At 61.1% G+C, this 13,607-nt stretch carries 20 protein-coding genes and 1 pseudogene; 13 read left to right on the plus strand and 8 right to left on the minus strand.

The window, feature by feature from the left end:
• Window positions 1-150: 150 nt before the first annotated feature.
• Entirely contained in the window at window positions 151-639 is a 489-nt protein-coding gene (locus IFT67_RS16245) for a metallophosphoesterase family protein (RefSeq protein WP_192239224.1), read from the minus strand.
• Between the two features lie 121 nt (window positions 640-760).
• Here IFT67_RS16245 and IFT67_RS16250 point away from each other — a divergent pair, with 121 nt between their 5' ends.
• Both IFT67_RS16250 and IFT67_RS16255 read left to right on the plus strand, forming a co-directional pair.
• Window positions 761-1,321, plus strand: a complete 561-nt coding sequence (locus IFT67_RS16250; RefSeq protein ID WP_192239225.1) for a GDSL-type esterase/lipase family protein — start codon at window positions 761-763, stop codon at window positions 1,319-1,321.
• 64 nt (window positions 1,322-1,385) lie between these two features.
• Window positions 1,386-1,886, plus strand: coding sequence for a TIGR02594 family protein (locus IFT67_RS16255; RefSeq protein ID WP_192239226.1), 501 nt, complete (start codon window positions 1,386-1,388; stop codon window positions 1,884-1,886).
• Window positions 1,887-1,921: 35 nt separating this feature from the next.
• Here IFT67_RS16255 and IFT67_RS16260 read toward each other — a convergent pair whose 3' ends face one another.
• Entirely contained in the window at window positions 1,922-2,956 is a 1,035-nt protein-coding gene (locus tag IFT67_RS16260; protein ID WP_192239227.1) for a potassium channel family protein, read from the minus strand.
• An 88-nt stretch (window positions 2,957-3,044) separates the two neighbouring features.
• Window positions 3,045-3,263 (minus strand): hypothetical protein, encoded by a 219-nt coding sequence (locus IFT67_RS16265; RefSeq protein ID WP_093400015.1) that lies wholly within the window; start codon window positions 3,261-3,263, stop codon window positions 3,045-3,047.
• A 431-nt stretch (window positions 3,264-3,694) separates the two neighbouring features.
• Between IFT67_RS16265 and IFT67_RS16270 the strand changes: the two genes are divergently transcribed.
• Together IFT67_RS16270 and nhaA are read left to right on the plus strand one after the other, a co-directional pair.
• Window positions 3,695-4,810 (plus strand): Gfo/Idh/MocA family protein, encoded by a 1,116-nt coding sequence (locus IFT67_RS16270; RefSeq protein ID WP_192239228.1) that lies wholly within the window; start codon window positions 3,695-3,697, stop codon window positions 4,808-4,810.
• 121 nt (window positions 4,811-4,931) lie between these two features.
• Complete coding sequence (nhaA, locus tag IFT67_RS16275) at window positions 4,932-6,410, plus strand: Na+/H+ antiporter NhaA (protein ID WP_244647449.1); 1,479 nt, start codon at window positions 4,932-4,934, stop codon at window positions 6,408-6,410.
• A gap of 150 nt (window positions 6,411-6,560) precedes the next feature.
• Here nhaA and IFT67_RS20485 read toward each other — a convergent pair whose 3' ends face one another.
• Window positions 6,561-6,728, minus strand: a complete 168-nt coding sequence (locus IFT67_RS20485) for a hypothetical protein (protein ID WP_206757937.1) — start codon at window positions 6,726-6,728, stop codon at window positions 6,561-6,563.
• 518 nt (window positions 6,729-7,246) lie between these two features.
• Window positions 7,247-7,486, minus strand: coding sequence for a DUF6894 family protein (locus IFT67_RS16280; RefSeq protein ID WP_192239229.1), 240 nt, complete (start codon window positions 7,484-7,486; stop codon window positions 7,247-7,249).
• 475 nt (window positions 7,487-7,961) lie between these two features.
• Here IFT67_RS16280 and IFT67_RS16285 point away from each other — a divergent pair, with 475 nt between their 5' ends.
• Complete coding sequence (locus IFT67_RS16285; RefSeq protein ID WP_192239230.1) at window positions 7,962-8,117, plus strand: Arm DNA-binding domain-containing protein; 156 nt, start codon at window positions 7,962-7,964, stop codon at window positions 8,115-8,117.
• Complete coding sequence (locus tag IFT67_RS16290) at window positions 8,118-8,324, plus strand: hypothetical protein (RefSeq protein ID WP_192239231.1); 207 nt, start codon at window positions 8,118-8,120, stop codon at window positions 8,322-8,324.
• A 335-nt stretch (window positions 8,325-8,659) separates the two neighbouring features.
• Here the strand turns inward: IFT67_RS16290 and IFT67_RS16295 are convergent, their stop codons facing one another.
• On the minus strand, window positions 8,660-8,929 hold the full coding sequence (locus IFT67_RS16295; RefSeq protein ID WP_132897098.1) for an HU family DNA-binding protein: 270 nt from the start codon (window positions 8,927-8,929) through the stop codon (window positions 8,660-8,662).
• Between the two features lie 41 nt (window positions 8,930-8,970).
• Here IFT67_RS16295 and IFT67_RS16300 point away from each other — a divergent pair, with 41 nt between their 5' ends.
• From IFT67_RS16300 to IFT67_RS16315, 4 genes are all read left to right on the plus strand, one after another.
• The gene (locus tag IFT67_RS16300) at window positions 8,971-9,147 is read left to right on the plus strand and encodes a hypothetical protein (RefSeq protein ID WP_192239232.1); all 177 of its coding nucleotides are present in this window, start codon (window positions 8,971-8,973) and stop codon (window positions 9,145-9,147) included.
• Window positions 9,148-9,598: 451 nt separating this feature from the next.
• Complete coding sequence (locus tag IFT67_RS20710; RefSeq protein WP_446740824.1) at window positions 9,599-9,970, plus strand: OB-fold nucleic acid binding domain-containing protein; 372 nt, start codon at window positions 9,599-9,601, stop codon at window positions 9,968-9,970.
• On the plus strand, window positions 9,970-10,257 hold the full coding sequence (locus IFT67_RS16310) for a hypothetical protein (protein WP_192239233.1): 288 nt from the start codon (window positions 9,970-9,972) through the stop codon (window positions 10,255-10,257). Before IFT67_RS20710 ends, IFT67_RS16310 begins: the two co-directional genes overlap by 1 nt.
• A complete protein-coding gene (locus tag IFT67_RS16315; RefSeq protein WP_192239234.1) occupies window positions 10,254-10,700 on the plus strand; it encodes a hypothetical protein in 447 nt (148 codons plus the stop codon). Before IFT67_RS16310 ends, IFT67_RS16315 begins: the two co-directional genes overlap by 4 nt.
• Before the next feature lie 33 nt (window positions 10,701-10,733).
• On the opposite strand, the gene IFT67_RS16320 is transcribed toward IFT67_RS16315, so the two are convergent.
• Together IFT67_RS16320 and IFT67_RS16325 are read right to left on the minus strand one after the other, a co-directional pair.
• Window positions 10,734-11,543 carry a SirB1 family protein gene (locus IFT67_RS16320; protein WP_192239235.1) on the minus strand — a complete coding sequence of 270 codons (810 nt, stop codon included), beginning with the start codon at window positions 11,541-11,543 and terminating at the stop codon, window positions 10,734-10,736.
• A 158-nt stretch (window positions 11,544-11,701) separates the two neighbouring features.
• Window positions 11,702-11,902: a DUF3606 domain-containing protein gene (locus IFT67_RS16325; protein ID WP_192239236.1), complete on the minus strand. Its 201-nt coding sequence runs from the start codon at window positions 11,900-11,902 to the stop codon at window positions 11,702-11,704.
• 322 nt (window positions 11,903-12,224) lie between these two features.
• Between IFT67_RS16325 and IFT67_RS16330 the strand changes: the two genes are divergently transcribed.
• The 3 genes and pseudogenes from IFT67_RS16330 to IFT67_RS16340 all read left to right on the plus strand — a co-directional run bounded on the left by IFT67_RS16330 (window position 12,225) and on the right by IFT67_RS16340 (window position 13,590).
• A complete protein-coding gene (locus IFT67_RS16330; protein ID WP_192239237.1) occupies window positions 12,225-12,362 on the plus strand; it encodes a hypothetical protein in 138 nt (45 codons plus the stop codon).
• A 10-nt stretch (window positions 12,363-12,372) separates the two neighbouring features.
• Window positions 12,373-13,005 (plus strand): annotated as a pseudogene (locus IFT67_RS16335) (SOS response-associated peptidase family protein).
• A 93-nt stretch (window positions 13,006-13,098) separates the two neighbouring features.
• A complete protein-coding gene (locus tag IFT67_RS16340) occupies window positions 13,099-13,590 on the plus strand; it encodes a nucleoside deaminase (protein ID WP_192239238.1) in 492 nt (163 codons plus the stop codon).
• Window positions 13,591-13,607 lie beyond the last annotated feature (17 nt).

Below are 13,607 nucleotides of genomic sequence, written 5' to 3' on the forward strand. Positions count from 1 at the left end.
AGCAAACCCACCCCATCTGCTTTCCTCTCCATCACGACATTCGCGAGCAGATGGCCGCACCAACCAGCATTGCAACGCGACTGTTCAAGCTTGCCAACGGAGGGCCGTCCACACATGGGTTGGCCTTCCGAAACGTTCAGCGAGCGTGGATCAGCGGGCTCCAACCAGGCTGTCGAGCAGGACCGGCGAAAAGTCGTGGCAGTCGACACCGACGTCGAACTGGCGCGGCATTGGCTTCAACCGTCCGTGGCTGTGCCCGTGCAGGTTCAAGGTACCACGGTGTTGCCCATTCCAGCTTCGGAACGGGTAATGGCATAGAACAAGTCGTCGGTCATCCAGATCGATTTCCGCATAGTCACCAACGCTCGTCCACCCCTCTGCCGCCAGCGTCGCATCGGGGTCGTTGTTGCCACGCAGCAGGTGCTTGGTCCCGTTCAGGCGAGCGAGCAATTCGGCTACATCCGTCGGGCGACGTGCTACGTCTCCCAGGTGCCAAATCACGTCGTCCGGGCTGACGACGGCATTCCAGCGCTCAACCATCGCCTCGTCCATTTCTGCCGTGTTGGCAAACGGTCGTCGGGAGATGTTGATGGCGCGATGGTCGCCGAAATGCGTATCGGCGGTAAAGAATACGCTCATGAGAGCCGCAACGTCCGTTTGCATGTCATCGCGAATTAACGAGCTCCAGCGTCAAAGGTTCGGTGCCATGGTGACTGGACGTCTTACATTGCGTCGAACGTGAACTATCTCGCGGCAGCGCATGACAACCGACCGACCTTTGATCCTGGCAATCGGCGACAGCCTGATTGCCGGTTACGGCCTTCAGGCTGCGGATAGCTTTCCAGCCCAGCTGCAGGCAGCGCTGCACAAGGCAGGTCCTGACGTGCGCGTGGTGAACGCCGGGGTGTCGGGGGATACCACCGCCGACGTCCTGCGGCGCTTGCCTCGCCTGCTGTCCGCCCTCGACCAGCGGCCCGTGCTTGCTATCGTTCAGGTCGGACCGAACGACGTCCTGCGGCAAGTACCGGCAGCGCGTACTCGAGCGCAACTGGAGCAGATCCTGCTGAACCTCAGCAGTTGTGGCATTCCCGTGTTGCTGACGACCGTCGATCCTCCGGCGTTCATCCGCGATCGCGCCGCTGCATATCTGGGGATCCACGCGGGATTGGCTGCCGAACACGGCGTGACGATCTGGCCATTCTTTCCGCCCGGGGTGTTGGGACGCGCTGACATGGTGCTGATGGACCGGGTGCACCCCAACGCCAAGGCGATTGCAGCCGTGGTCGCGGCGATGCTGCCAACGGTGGAGAAGATGCTGTAGTGCCCGCGTTTGAATGCGACCGCGGATGTCTCCGCCTATCAGCCGCCAAGCCGAGTGGACTAACGTGACAGAGCCGAAGTGGTTGAGAACGGCGCGTGCAAAGCTCGGCACGAAAGAGGCTGCCGGCTCGGCCAACAGCGCGACGATCCTGGGTTGGGCAAAGCGGCTTGGAACGAAGGTGCTGGGCTTGGTCTACAATGCCGATAGCGTTCCGTGGTGCGGCGTGTTCGTGGCGTATTGCCTTCAGGAAAACGGTACCGAGCCGGTCTCTATTGCGGTGCGGGCAACGTCATGGTCGACATGGGGCTTGGCGTTGCGGCCGGAGCGGTTGGCTCCGGGGGCCGTGCTGGTGTTCGAGCGTCCGGGCGGTGGCCATGTCGGTTTCTACGTCGGCGAAGATGCGACCGCGTACCATATCCTCGGTGGCAATCAGGGCGACGCGGTAACCGTAGCCCGGATAGCGAAGGACCGCTGCATCGCGCGCCGATGGCCAGCCGGCCGCCCCGTGATTGGCAAGCCCGTCCAGATGGCGGCAAGGAAGCCGATCTCCACCGACGAAGCCTGATCCTGCCGCCACGGACCGTAGCGACAAGCGGTTGCTTAAGTGGCGGGTTCGGCATGAACCCGCCGCACGGCCTCGACGATGAGATCGCCCGGTTCGAGCCGCTGCGTTTCCGCCTCCCAGAACCCAAAGCTTCGATCGCCCCGATAGATGCGGTGGCCGAGGCCGGTGCGGATCTCCGACAAGGGGATGCCCACCTCTGCCGAGGTTACCGCTCGTTCGTGCAAGACGACCTGTCCGTCTGCCGCAGCGAGATCCGCCAGATAGGACGCGATATGCGCGCCGTGGGTCGATCCTGCCAACAGGACACCGGCCAGACTTGCCGGGTTGATCACGGTGTCGGCCCCGGCCTGCCGTGCAATCGCCTCGTTGTCATGCGACTTTATGACGACGCTGATGGGTACCCGTGGGGCCAGTCCCCGCGCGGTCAGGACGATCAGGATTGACGTGTCGTCCCGCCCGGCCGCGACGATCAGGGCGCGCGCACGGGCGAGCTGTGCGGCTTCCAGCGCCGCATTGCGGGTCGCATCGCCCTGCATGACGGTCGTTCCCCGCGCTTCGGCAGCGTCGAGCGCGACAGTCCGATCGTCGATCACCACGATTGTCTCGGGATCCGCACCACGCTTGACGAGCTCGTCCACGGCTTCGGCGCCGCTGGTGCCATACCCGGCGACGACGACGTGACCATGAAGATGACGCTGGATGACGGTCATGCGCCACCGGTCCCAGACGTTTTTGAGCAGGAAGTCATACGCCGTCCCCAGAAAGATGATCCATACGAAGAGCCTGACCGGCGTGACGACGAACGTGTCGAACATGCGCGCCTGGGTCGTCACGGGCACGATGTCGCCATAGCCGACCGTGGTGACCGTGATCATGGTGAAGTAGAGCACATCGAGAAAGCTGATCGCGCCGTCGATGTTGTCGCGCAGGCCATCACGGTCGAACCAGTGACCGAATAGCGCGATAGCTATAAGCGCGCCGGCTAGTCCCACCCGCCATAGCAGCCTGAGCCAGACCGGCGTTCTACCGCGCCGTCTGAGGGTAAAGCTGCGTTTATGCGGACGGGTCATGGCCTGGTCTACGCATGGTTCCGCCCGACCGGAAGGGTTGCCTCGGCTGATAGGTCAAACGTGTATGAGCGTCCGACGTCCTATCGGCCTAGCGGACGCCGAACCCCGCGGTGCTGTTTGCGCCATCGTCGGTTCGCTCGCGACCAGCCAGGACGTTCTCGAGTTCCGCCAGTGAATGCGGCACGTCGAGGTGCTGCGCTCCAAGGAACAAGCGTGACCCATTACCTTCGGGTACTGCATGGGTCAGCTTGTCGATATCTACGAGTGCCTTGCCTTGCGGTAGGATCTCGATTTGAACGAATCGCATGTCATGTCTCAATCTTGAGTCTAGCGGCTGGATCGCCACATGTTGATAACGGACTGCTGTGCCCGAGGGTGCGCTGGACACCTCGCGTCACCTAAACGCGTAGCTGATTGAAATGGCGAAAATCAGTCTACGATTGAGATAAATGAATGGCCGAAGTTAGGAAGTGGGCAGGTCAGTCCGAATGTCTACAACTGGGTCGGCATATCGATACGTTGAGGAACTTGAGAGCGGTCTCTGGGGCGTGACAACTCTATAGCGTTAGCGGCCTGACGATTGAAGCAGCGTGCGCGGATTACGAGGCCTCTTACCGAGATGGGGCAACACGCGTTGCCAAAGTGGCGATTGATCGACGAGCCAGCCGGGGCAGAGATGCAACGATCCAGCCTGCTCCTCGTTAACCTTTGCTCTCCAGTCTACATCGAAGGACCGATATGTTCGGGCATACGAAAAAGGTGCGCTACGCCGTCGTTGGCGGTGGCCAGATTTCGCAACAGGCATTCATGCCGGGCATAGGTCGTACCGACAATTCGGAGTTGACGGCGCTCGTCACCGGCGACCCCGTGAAGGCCGACAAGCTTGCGAAACTTTACGGCATCAAGGCTTGGTCGTACGAGCAATATCGCGATCTGCTGAAATCCGGAGAGATCGATGCAGTCTATGTCGCCACACCGAATTTTTTACATCTGGAGTATGCCGTTCCCGCTTTGGAAGCCGGCATCCATGTTCTGCTCGAAAAGCCGATGGCTTCCAGCGTGAGCGAGGCAGAGCAGATCATCGCTGCGCAAAAGAAGAGCGGTGCGAAGCTGATGATCGCGTATCGGCTTCATCACGAACCTGGTACCGTCGAGATGATAACGCGCGCGCGGACAGGCGAGTTCGGCGAACTGCGAAGCTTCGTGTCCGTCTTCGCGCAGAACGTCTCGGAAGCAAATTCGCGTGGCCATAACGGCTATTGGGGTGGCCCTGTCCCAGATATGGGGACGTATCCGCTGAACGCGGTGCGCAACCTCTTCGGTCAGGAGCCAATCGCCGTCCACGCGGTCGGTACGAAAACGCCCAACCGTGGCTTCAATTTCCATGACACGGTGGCGGTCACGTTGCGCTTTTCCGGAGAGCGCGTCGCGCAGTTCATGGTCAGCTACGCTACGGCATCTTCGGAGTTCTTCGAACTGGTGGGCACGAAAGCCAGCATTCATGCGTCACCGTCGTTCATGTTCGGCCCGAAGGTCGGCATTGCGTATGTCGAGACGACCAGCGCCGGCAGCAAAGAGCACAGTTTCGATCCGGTCGAGCAGTTCGGCAACGAGACGCAGTATTTTTCGAAATGCATTCTCGACGACCTCCAGCCCGAAGCTGATGGCGATGAAGGTTTGCTTGATATGCGGGTGCTTGCCGCAATCGAACGGTCGCTGGAAACGGGCGAGACCGTGCCCCTGGATCCCCGGACGCGAACCGGTCAGGTTCAACCGGATCAGGCGCTCAAACTCAAGCCCGCCAAGGAACCCGCAGAGGATGACATGATCAGCATCATACCTCAGTCGGCGTGATGGCTGGGCCGGTATCGGTCTGACCCCGGCGTGACCGTAGGGTAGGGGACTAACGGGTACGCGTGTGGACTCTGCGCTGATTACCAACGTTCGAGGCGGTCGGGTGACCTGACCGTCTCGCATGACCGACTGGCAGATGTCGGCTCACCGATCGGGAAAGATTGAGTATCCGTTCAATTCACCAAGGTTACCCATGTCTTTGACACCGCGATTGTCTGGCAAAGTTGCGGCGCGCGCACATCATTCCCCCGTGACGGCTGCGTTTCTTCATCGCTTGGCGCCTTTCTTCGCCACCGATCAGGTCGTTGGGGGGCCGTTGCTCGTCGCAACGATCGTTGCGCTCATCTGCACGAATTCGTCCCTCGTACAGGTCTACGAAGCTTTCTGGGACAACGGCCTTGCGATCAGCCTGGGCGCGCTGCACACCACGCATCCGCTGGCCGATTGGGTGGACGACGCGCTGCTGCCGCTATTCTTCCTTATCATCGGAGCAGAGGTGAAGCGCGAAATCACCAAAGGTGCTCTATCAACTATTCGGACGGCTGCATTTCCCCTGGCCGGCGCGATTGGCGGCATAGTTGTGCCGATCGCAGTCTATCTCGCCTTCACCTACGGAACCGAGGCGGCGCATGGCTGGGGAACCGTCATCACGTCCGATACGGCGTTCGCGCTCGCGATCATCGGCCTGTTTGCCACGCGTCTGCCGAAGTCGGTCCGCGCCGTGCTTCTCGCATTTGCGGCAATCGACGACGTTGGTGGCCTGCTCGTGATCGCCGTCGCCTATACAGATGCGCTCGATCTGACCGCATTGATCGTCGCCATCGTGGCTTATGCCGCAATGTTCGGCGCACTCAAGTTACGGCTGGTATCGCCCATTCCCTACGTCCTGCTAGGGCTGATCGTGTGGGGTGGGACCTATGTGTCCGGCATTCACGCCACTATCGCCGGGGTCATGTTGGGACTGCTGTCGCCGACGCGCTCGCGATTGTCCGAGCATCGCTTCGCCCACCGCGTTCAGGAACCGATCGATCGGTTCCAAGCTGCCGTGCGGGATGCGCAGCAGGCAGACGACGATCATACAGACGCCGAAGAGGCCGAACGCAGGACGCAAAAGCAGCTTGGCTATCTTCAGGAGATGACGCAGGCGACCGACGAACCTGCTGAGCGTCTGGTGCAGATGCTCAACCCCTGGGTTTCGTACGTGGTCCTGCCTCTGTTTGCCCTCTCGGCCGTCCGCATTCACTTCTCCTCGGATTTGCTCGCGGACGCTGCTGGCTCTGTGCTCGGATTGGGCGTGTTTGCCGGACTGGCGTTCGGGAAGCCGCTGGGGTTCCTTTCGGCGACGTGGCTTGCAGTGAAGTTGCGGCTGGCGGAACTCCCCGATGCGGTGTCGTGGCGGATGGTGCTCGGGATCGGAGCGCTGTCGGGCATCGGGTTCACGATTTCGCTGTTCATCGCCAACCTCGCCTTTCCGGATGTGCAACGTACCGAAATGGCGTCCCTTGCCGTCCTTATTGCGTCAGTCGTGTCAGCCGGGTTCGGGTATGCCGCCCTGCAGTGGGCGTCGGGCTCGGCTGGCAGGCAACTTGGCCACGTCTAACTGCCTCTGCACCTTTACGTCGCGCGCGTCGCCATCGCCGCGCATGCGTCGGGGTATCGCCTACTTAAAACCGGGTTACATGACCGGCTGAAACCCGCAGAAAAAGCGTCATTGCGGCGGAGGACTTATCCACCGCTGCGCCTGCCTCTCTCAATTATCTCCTAGTGCAAAGCCGCGGGCACGTTCGCCAAGGGCAGCATAGATTCCTGCCTGATCGAGATGGGCGCGCCGCTCCTCTATTGTGGTCGATTGAGCAGCGGCTTTCAGTTCGGCGACGGTAAGCTGCTCATAGTCGCGTATCGGAGGGTTGTCTGACATCCCGGCATCTCGTCGTTAACCATACTTCGGCTGGGTATCGTCAGACAGGGAGAAAGCAACTGTTATGAATGAGTTATTGACCTAGATTGGTCGGTTCTCGATCGGTCACAGTCACGGTTAGGACAAGACCGCTGGGCGCTGCTAGCAATCACGATAGAGCTTCGAGGTAGCAAACGCATCCTGCCAGATGGCTCTCAGTAACGGCTCTCGTTGCTCATCGTACGGGCAGTGATCTAACTGACCAGCCGGATCTCTGCTCGCTGCTTTCCCTTCGTTTCGGGCATTCTCAGCTTCCAGTGATATCCCATCCATGCCGATCCCCAAGCCATCCAGCCCAAATTTGGGATACTAGGTTTTCACTAGGATGTTTTGCGAGAGAACGCCAATTTAGAACCAATTTAACCGATTGGTCGCATTTCAGTTTCGATGCCGGTTGTATGTCAGCGGCTTGCGGGGGGCGCCTTACCTAATTTTGGGTACCGATCTATCAGATCGCTTGAGTAACGGCGGAGGGTTCCTCAACCGCCTTTCGTTGTAAACGCCTCCGAGAACGGAATGGTCATCACGATATCGCCATCGATGTCGGCAATATCGATCTGGGAAGCGGTATCGAGAAATCCCTCTTCAACCTGAGCCGCGATTATGGCGCGAGCGGCGAAAATTGCCCGACGTCGAGCGTCGGTGATATCTGAAACCTCTAGCCCTTCGTCATCGACAAACGTGCGAGAGCCTTCGATCAGGTTGAAATACATCCGCATTCGGGGGCGGTACCAATCCGCCTGCCGCTTTTCATTTAACTGAATTTGGCAATGAATATCTAACCTAGGCTAAACTGATGGAGAGCCGGCGAGGTATCGCTAGGGTACAAGCTCGAAAATGCCACCCGCGACCGCAGAAAACCGTTGGTTTGAAACTGTGCGGGAGAGGGCTCCTCCGCCGCAGGCACCCACGATGATGCTCCGAGCGGCGCTTACTCTTCGAAAACTTCCCGGGTCCTGCGATCGAAGATCCTGAATTGATGTGACGACTGGTCGCCCCGTCTGATCCGGACCTCGTTCAACGCCCCTTCGGTCGATAACCGCAACGCAACCGACGACCACCCGGACGTTAGTTTTTGATCTGCGATTTCGACCGAATATCGCAGTTCCGTCGGCTCGCCCATAATTCTACCTCGATCCTCAAAGGGTATCCTATCCTGACCAACGCTGCGGTGAAAGCCGCGCGGCCACCTACATGCTGTTCGACCAAGGCGGCCTGCACCTCTACGTTACGCCGACTGGTCGGAAGTCGTTCCGGATTAAGTATCGCCTTGGCGGCAAAGAGCAGCTGCTGACGATCGGCGCCGTTCCCGGAGTGTCGCTAGATGCTGTCCAAGCCCGATGCGACTAGGTGCGCGAGCTGCCCGGCCGCGGCGACGGTCGTTTCACCGACTATGCCTGTGCATACCTGCCGAGCACTACGGCGATCGACCTGACCGGTGCCGGTGACATCTTCTACCGCCGGGAATCTGACCCGTCCGTCGCGCGTCACCGACAGCTCGAGGCTGTAGCGAGCGACAAGATACCGGGCGAATTCATGATCGCGAGGACCCAGTAGGAGGCGGCGCAGCACGCCGGCCGCTCGACCGTCGTGAGCGCGACGATCGACAGCTGACCGAGGCGTCGCGTGCGCTGGGCACCTGCGTTGGCACACCCCATTCCATCCGTCGGAGCTTACGCTCGCCGCCGTCCGGTACGATCGCCTTGCCGTAGAACGTCGTCTTCTTGCCAGTCGGGAAGATGTCACCGACGGGGTATTCCTTGTCCTTCTAAGGAGGCAGATACCGAAGGTGACCGCAAGGTCTACCTATTTTGCCGTCATACGATACCGGTTGCACACGAAGCCTATCCCTCGGGTTGACGCCGACGAGATCCCTCGCCGGCGCACACGTCTTACAGCTTGTCTTTCAGACCCTTGGCGGCCGTGAACGCAACCTTCTTAGACGCCGCAATCGTGATCGCCTCACCGGTACCGGGGTTACGGCCTTCGCGCTCCGGGCGGTCCTTGACGGTAAACTTTCCGAACCCTGGAATCGAAACCTCCTCACCCTTAACGGCTGCGGCCGCGATCTGGTCAAATACGGCGGTGATCGCCTTCTTCGCGTCAGCTTCGTTCGAACCGGTCGCTTCCGCGACGCCCTTGGCCAGGTCACTTACGTTCATGCTATTCGTACTCCATTGGAAACACCGGCGGGACCTTACCCATGGCGAACGACGAGACAAAGACCGTACTGGACGAGCCGAGCGCTGCGGCGGTTCGCCTCATGCTGGGCAAGCTTGCGGATCACGATGTCGCCGAAGTCTATGAGGCGACCGCAGGGCTTGGGCCTATCGCAGATTTGGCGCCCAAGGCGATGCGCGCCCGTAACATCGATCTTTAACGACCAGCGGTGCGCTCGCGCATGATGCGAGGATCCCGGTAGGTGTTCGGTCCCGCGGGGCGGCGGGTGGCGGCCGGGTGCGCGGTGGGCACGCGCTGACCTGCCGACCAGGCGTGCAGCGCGCCGCGATCGAGAAACTTGCGGACGGCGACGCCTTTCACAGCTTCGGTGCCGATCGTAGCCAGGGCTTGTGGAAGGTGAGGGGGCTCGGCGAAGCACCGCTGCCGCTGTTCGCTGCGGCCGACCGCGCGGATCAGGCCGTCAGCGCGGAAGGGATCGAACCTGAGGTCGAGCTGCGCCCACTGACCGACGGTCGTGAGGTGATTGAGGACTACCGCGCGCTGCAGCTCTCGTTGCGNAATACGCGGACCTGGCAACGATCCGCGACGGCCGCCATATCGAGGTCGCCGGCATCATCCTCGTTCGCCAGAAGCCGGGGTCTGCCAAGGGCGTGCTGTTCATCACGATCGAAGACGAGACAGGCATCGCCAACGGTATTCTGTGGCCCGATCGGTTCGAGCGCCAGCGCCGCACTGTGATGTCCGCGTCGATGATCGGTATGAAGGGCAGGGTGCAGAAGGAGGGCGAGGTCATCCACGTCATCTGCGACCGGATTATCGACCATGGCGATCTACTGCACAGGGTCGGCGAAATGTCGTTCCCGCACCGGACCGGCCGCGGTGACGGCGCGAAACATGCGGGCTCCCCTGACCGCGGCGACAAGGGCTGGAACCCTGCCCCTCGCAACGCTTACTGGCCGCCCCATGCGGACGGCATGGATCCGGAAGCCGTCGTGAAGTTCAAATCTCACGACTTTCATTGATGGCCAAGCTCGTCCGTCATCAGCGCGTTGTCATCGCGCTGTCGGTGCATATCCTGCGCGGCGGTGTCGCGCGCTACTCTGACGCCCGCGTCGATGTCGTCGAGATTCGGTTGGCGCGGCGCTGTCTGCTGCCGCACTGCCCCGAACGCTGGCCACTCGAACTCTACTGGGACGCCGCAGCCCAAGAGAACGAGATCGGCAGCGCGCAGGGCGTGACCGCGGCCTTCAACGGGATCGTCCGCCAGCTGCGGCGCGCCGGCTGTTATGAAGAGGTGTCTGAACCGTGAGTATGCGACTACCGCGCGCAGCCATTGCCCGCGTTCCCGACGGTACGCGGATCGTCAGTGTCGAACGCATGTCGCGGGCTTTCACCAAATACCATCTGGATGACGGACGCGCACTGCACCGGTTCAAGATGGAAGAGCCGCACGCCACACCGCATGACCACCCATGGAGCTTCGAGACGGAGATCCTCGATGGCGGCTATGTCGAAGAGGTGTTCCACCTGGATCCAAACGGCGGTTGGCACAGCGAACGCGTTCACCGGCTTCCCGGCAAAACCTATCATGTCGATGCCGCGCACATTCACCGCATCGTCGAGCTGCCGACGGGTGAATGCTGGACGCTCGTTCGTGCTGGTCTCCACACGCGCGAGACCCGGTTCTGGCGTTTTGGAGACGCGGTTCAGTCCCGGGCCTGGCATGAGCGCCGATGGACGCGCTTAGGATAAGCCATCATGGCAAGCGCCAGCCCATCGCGACGTTCAAGACGGCGTTGGCCGGGGAAGGGCATCGAGCGCTGCGGATACCTGCAGGCGCAGATCGTCATCCCGGGTGATTTCCAGCATCGCGCTGAGGCTGCTGCGTGCGCCGGCCACGTCTCCGGCGACCAGCTGAAGTCTGGCACGCTCCCACCAACCATGGGCATGCGTAGGCGCCACGATCGTCATGCGATCATACAGGACCAGCGCGCGCGCAGGATCACCAGCCTGCTCGGCACGGGTCGCTTGGTTGAGCAGCAGGCGGACGAGCGCCGACCGGTTCGACAGGGGAAGCATCCCGTCGGAGAACCGGGCCTGGCCCGTCATCTGCTCCAGCAAGGCTTTCACCTGTTCAGGGGCAACGATGCGACCATCGTTGAAGGGATCGATGATCAGCGCAGCCGATGCGTCGCCAAGGCGGACCAGGACGTGGCCGGGGGTATTGAGCGGCATTGCCGACCATCCCAGGCGGCGAGCCATCGCCACATAGATAATCGAGAGACTGATCGGCAGGCCAAGCCGACGATCGACAACCGCGATCAGGTCCGCATTCTGCGGATCGTCATAGTGTACGCGGTCGCCGGAGAACCCGAATTCTTCCACCATCACGCTGCTCAGGGCCTGGGCCTGAGCAACGCTGCCCACTGCGTCGCCGTCAGCAGCGCGCAGGGCTATTTCTATGTCGGTGAGCTCGTCGAGATATTCGTCGAGATCGACGCCGGGGTGATCGAGCGCTGCGAGTTCGAGGGCGGCCAGATCGAGCTCGATCTCTGTGTCTTCCATCAGCCCGAGATGAAGAATGCTATTGGTCATGAGCCGTTAGATGGGAGGCTGCTTCGATCGTTTCTATGGCGACACCAGAATACGGCACGCCTGGTCCATAACCGGTTTACGATACGGGAGCCCCGTTGTGCGGCACAGCCGGTCCGCCCCGTCTCTTGCCAAAAGAGAACCGGCGTCCCCGGTAGTATTCAGGCTTTGCCGCGCTCACCGTTGAGCTTGCCCGCGGCAGCATCAAGCTTCTCACGATCGTTGCCGACGTCGGCGATCAGGTCGCGCGCCTGCTGTGCGGTCAACCCGTGCTTCTCGGCGAAATACTCGACCTCATACGTCTCGCTACCCGAAACACGGTTGCGATCACGCCCATCGGTTTTGCTTTTGTCATCGGCCATTGTGGTTCTCCATCCAGTTGGACATGAACGCACCGCCCCGTGACCGTGTCCGTCCCAATGGCATGATAGCGATTAAGGTGTGCCACGTGGCACACCTTCCTGGATTGCTCGCATTCGCGCGACGCACGAGCATTGCATCTGTCCAATACTCTCGCCAACGACGGCAATCTGTTCGAAGCCAGCCGTGCGGCGGGGGCTACGCTGACGATCGGGAACTGCTTAGCCGCGAGAGGTTATAACCGATTCCGGCAAGGCGCGCTCTATCGCGGGACTGTGCAACCGACCGCATTGCCGGTTGGCTCATGCTCGGCATCGTAGCGCGATGGGTGAGCCAAACAGTGACTTCGAACAGGCGGCACAGATCGTCGAGGCGTTCTCCGAAAGCGAGACCGACGAACGCATTCTCGAACTGCTCACGCGGATCGCAGCCGCGATCCGCGATCAAGCAGTAGACAACTAAGGCAGCGACCATGTGTAATCGCGCTCGCATGCTCGGTGAACCCGAAACCCATTGGGAGTCTGCCGCAAAGATCTTCAGCGAGCGACCGCGCGACAACCGGTTCGATCCGCGTGAGCTTCGCCCCAAGAGCCGAAATTATGTGATGCGGGAACAGGACGGCGAGCGTGCCTGGTATGTGATGTCGTGGGACGTGCTGGGCGGAAAGGCCCCATGGCCGATGACCAACGTCCGTAACCTGGCCGTTCCACAGTGGCGCAAACTCGCGGAAAGGCCGGAAAACCGGTGCCTCGTGCCGTTGACCGAGTTCTGCGAATTTACGCCCGACAAGCATGATCTGGGTGACGGCAAACCCCCGTTTAAAGGCGAAATGTGGTTCGGCGTGGTCGATCAGCCGTGTTCGCAGCCGCCGGGTTTTGGCCGCATACCGCAGAAGGGAACGGGTTTACGATGGTGACGTGCGATCCCAACCCGCTGGTAGCGCCGATCCACCCGAAAGCCATGATCACGATCCTGGATCCTGCCGACATCGATACCTGGCTGCGCGGATCCCACGACGATATCGTTGGTCTGCAGAAAACCCTATGACCCTGCCAAGATGACCGTCCGGGGGCCTGTCTTCCCGACCCGCAGCAAGGAGCGGTAGATACCGGCTATCCTCAGCATTCGAGGACGACTGCGCCGAACGAATCCATTGTGTCCGCTACGCGTTGTGCGACCGTAACAGGGAGCCAAGACGATGACGCAGGATGACGAACGGTGGATGCGCGAAGCGATCGCGATCGCCCGGTCGAAGGGATCCAATCCCTCGACCTCGCCGCTGGGGTGCGTGATCGTACTCGATGGCAAGATTATCGCGGGCGAGCGCAACCAGACGAAGGAATTGCCGGACGCGACCGCGCATGCCGAGATGATGGCGATCCGGCGGGCGTGTGAAAACACCGGGGAATTGGAACTGCGCGGTGCGACGCTCTACTCTACGCTGCAGCCCTGCGGCATGTGCACGATGGCATCGATCTGGTCGAAGGTCGGCCGCGTCGTTTACGGGGCGGGCCGCGACGATGTCCACGAAATGTATTTCGAAGCGCAGCACGTCGACACGCTGACGTTCATCAGCGACGCCTACCGCGATGACATCGTCATCGAGGGAGGGTGCCTTCGCGACGACTGCGCCAAGCTCTATTATGGTCCGGACGCAGAGCTGCCGGTCGACAAGCAGGCAAATCTATAGCGCGCTGCGGCTGCGCG

The organism is Sphingomonas sp. CFBP 13728 (assembly GCF_014841895.1).
GTDB lineage: Bacteria > Pseudomonadota > Alphaproteobacteria > Sphingomonadales > Sphingomonadaceae > Sphingomonas.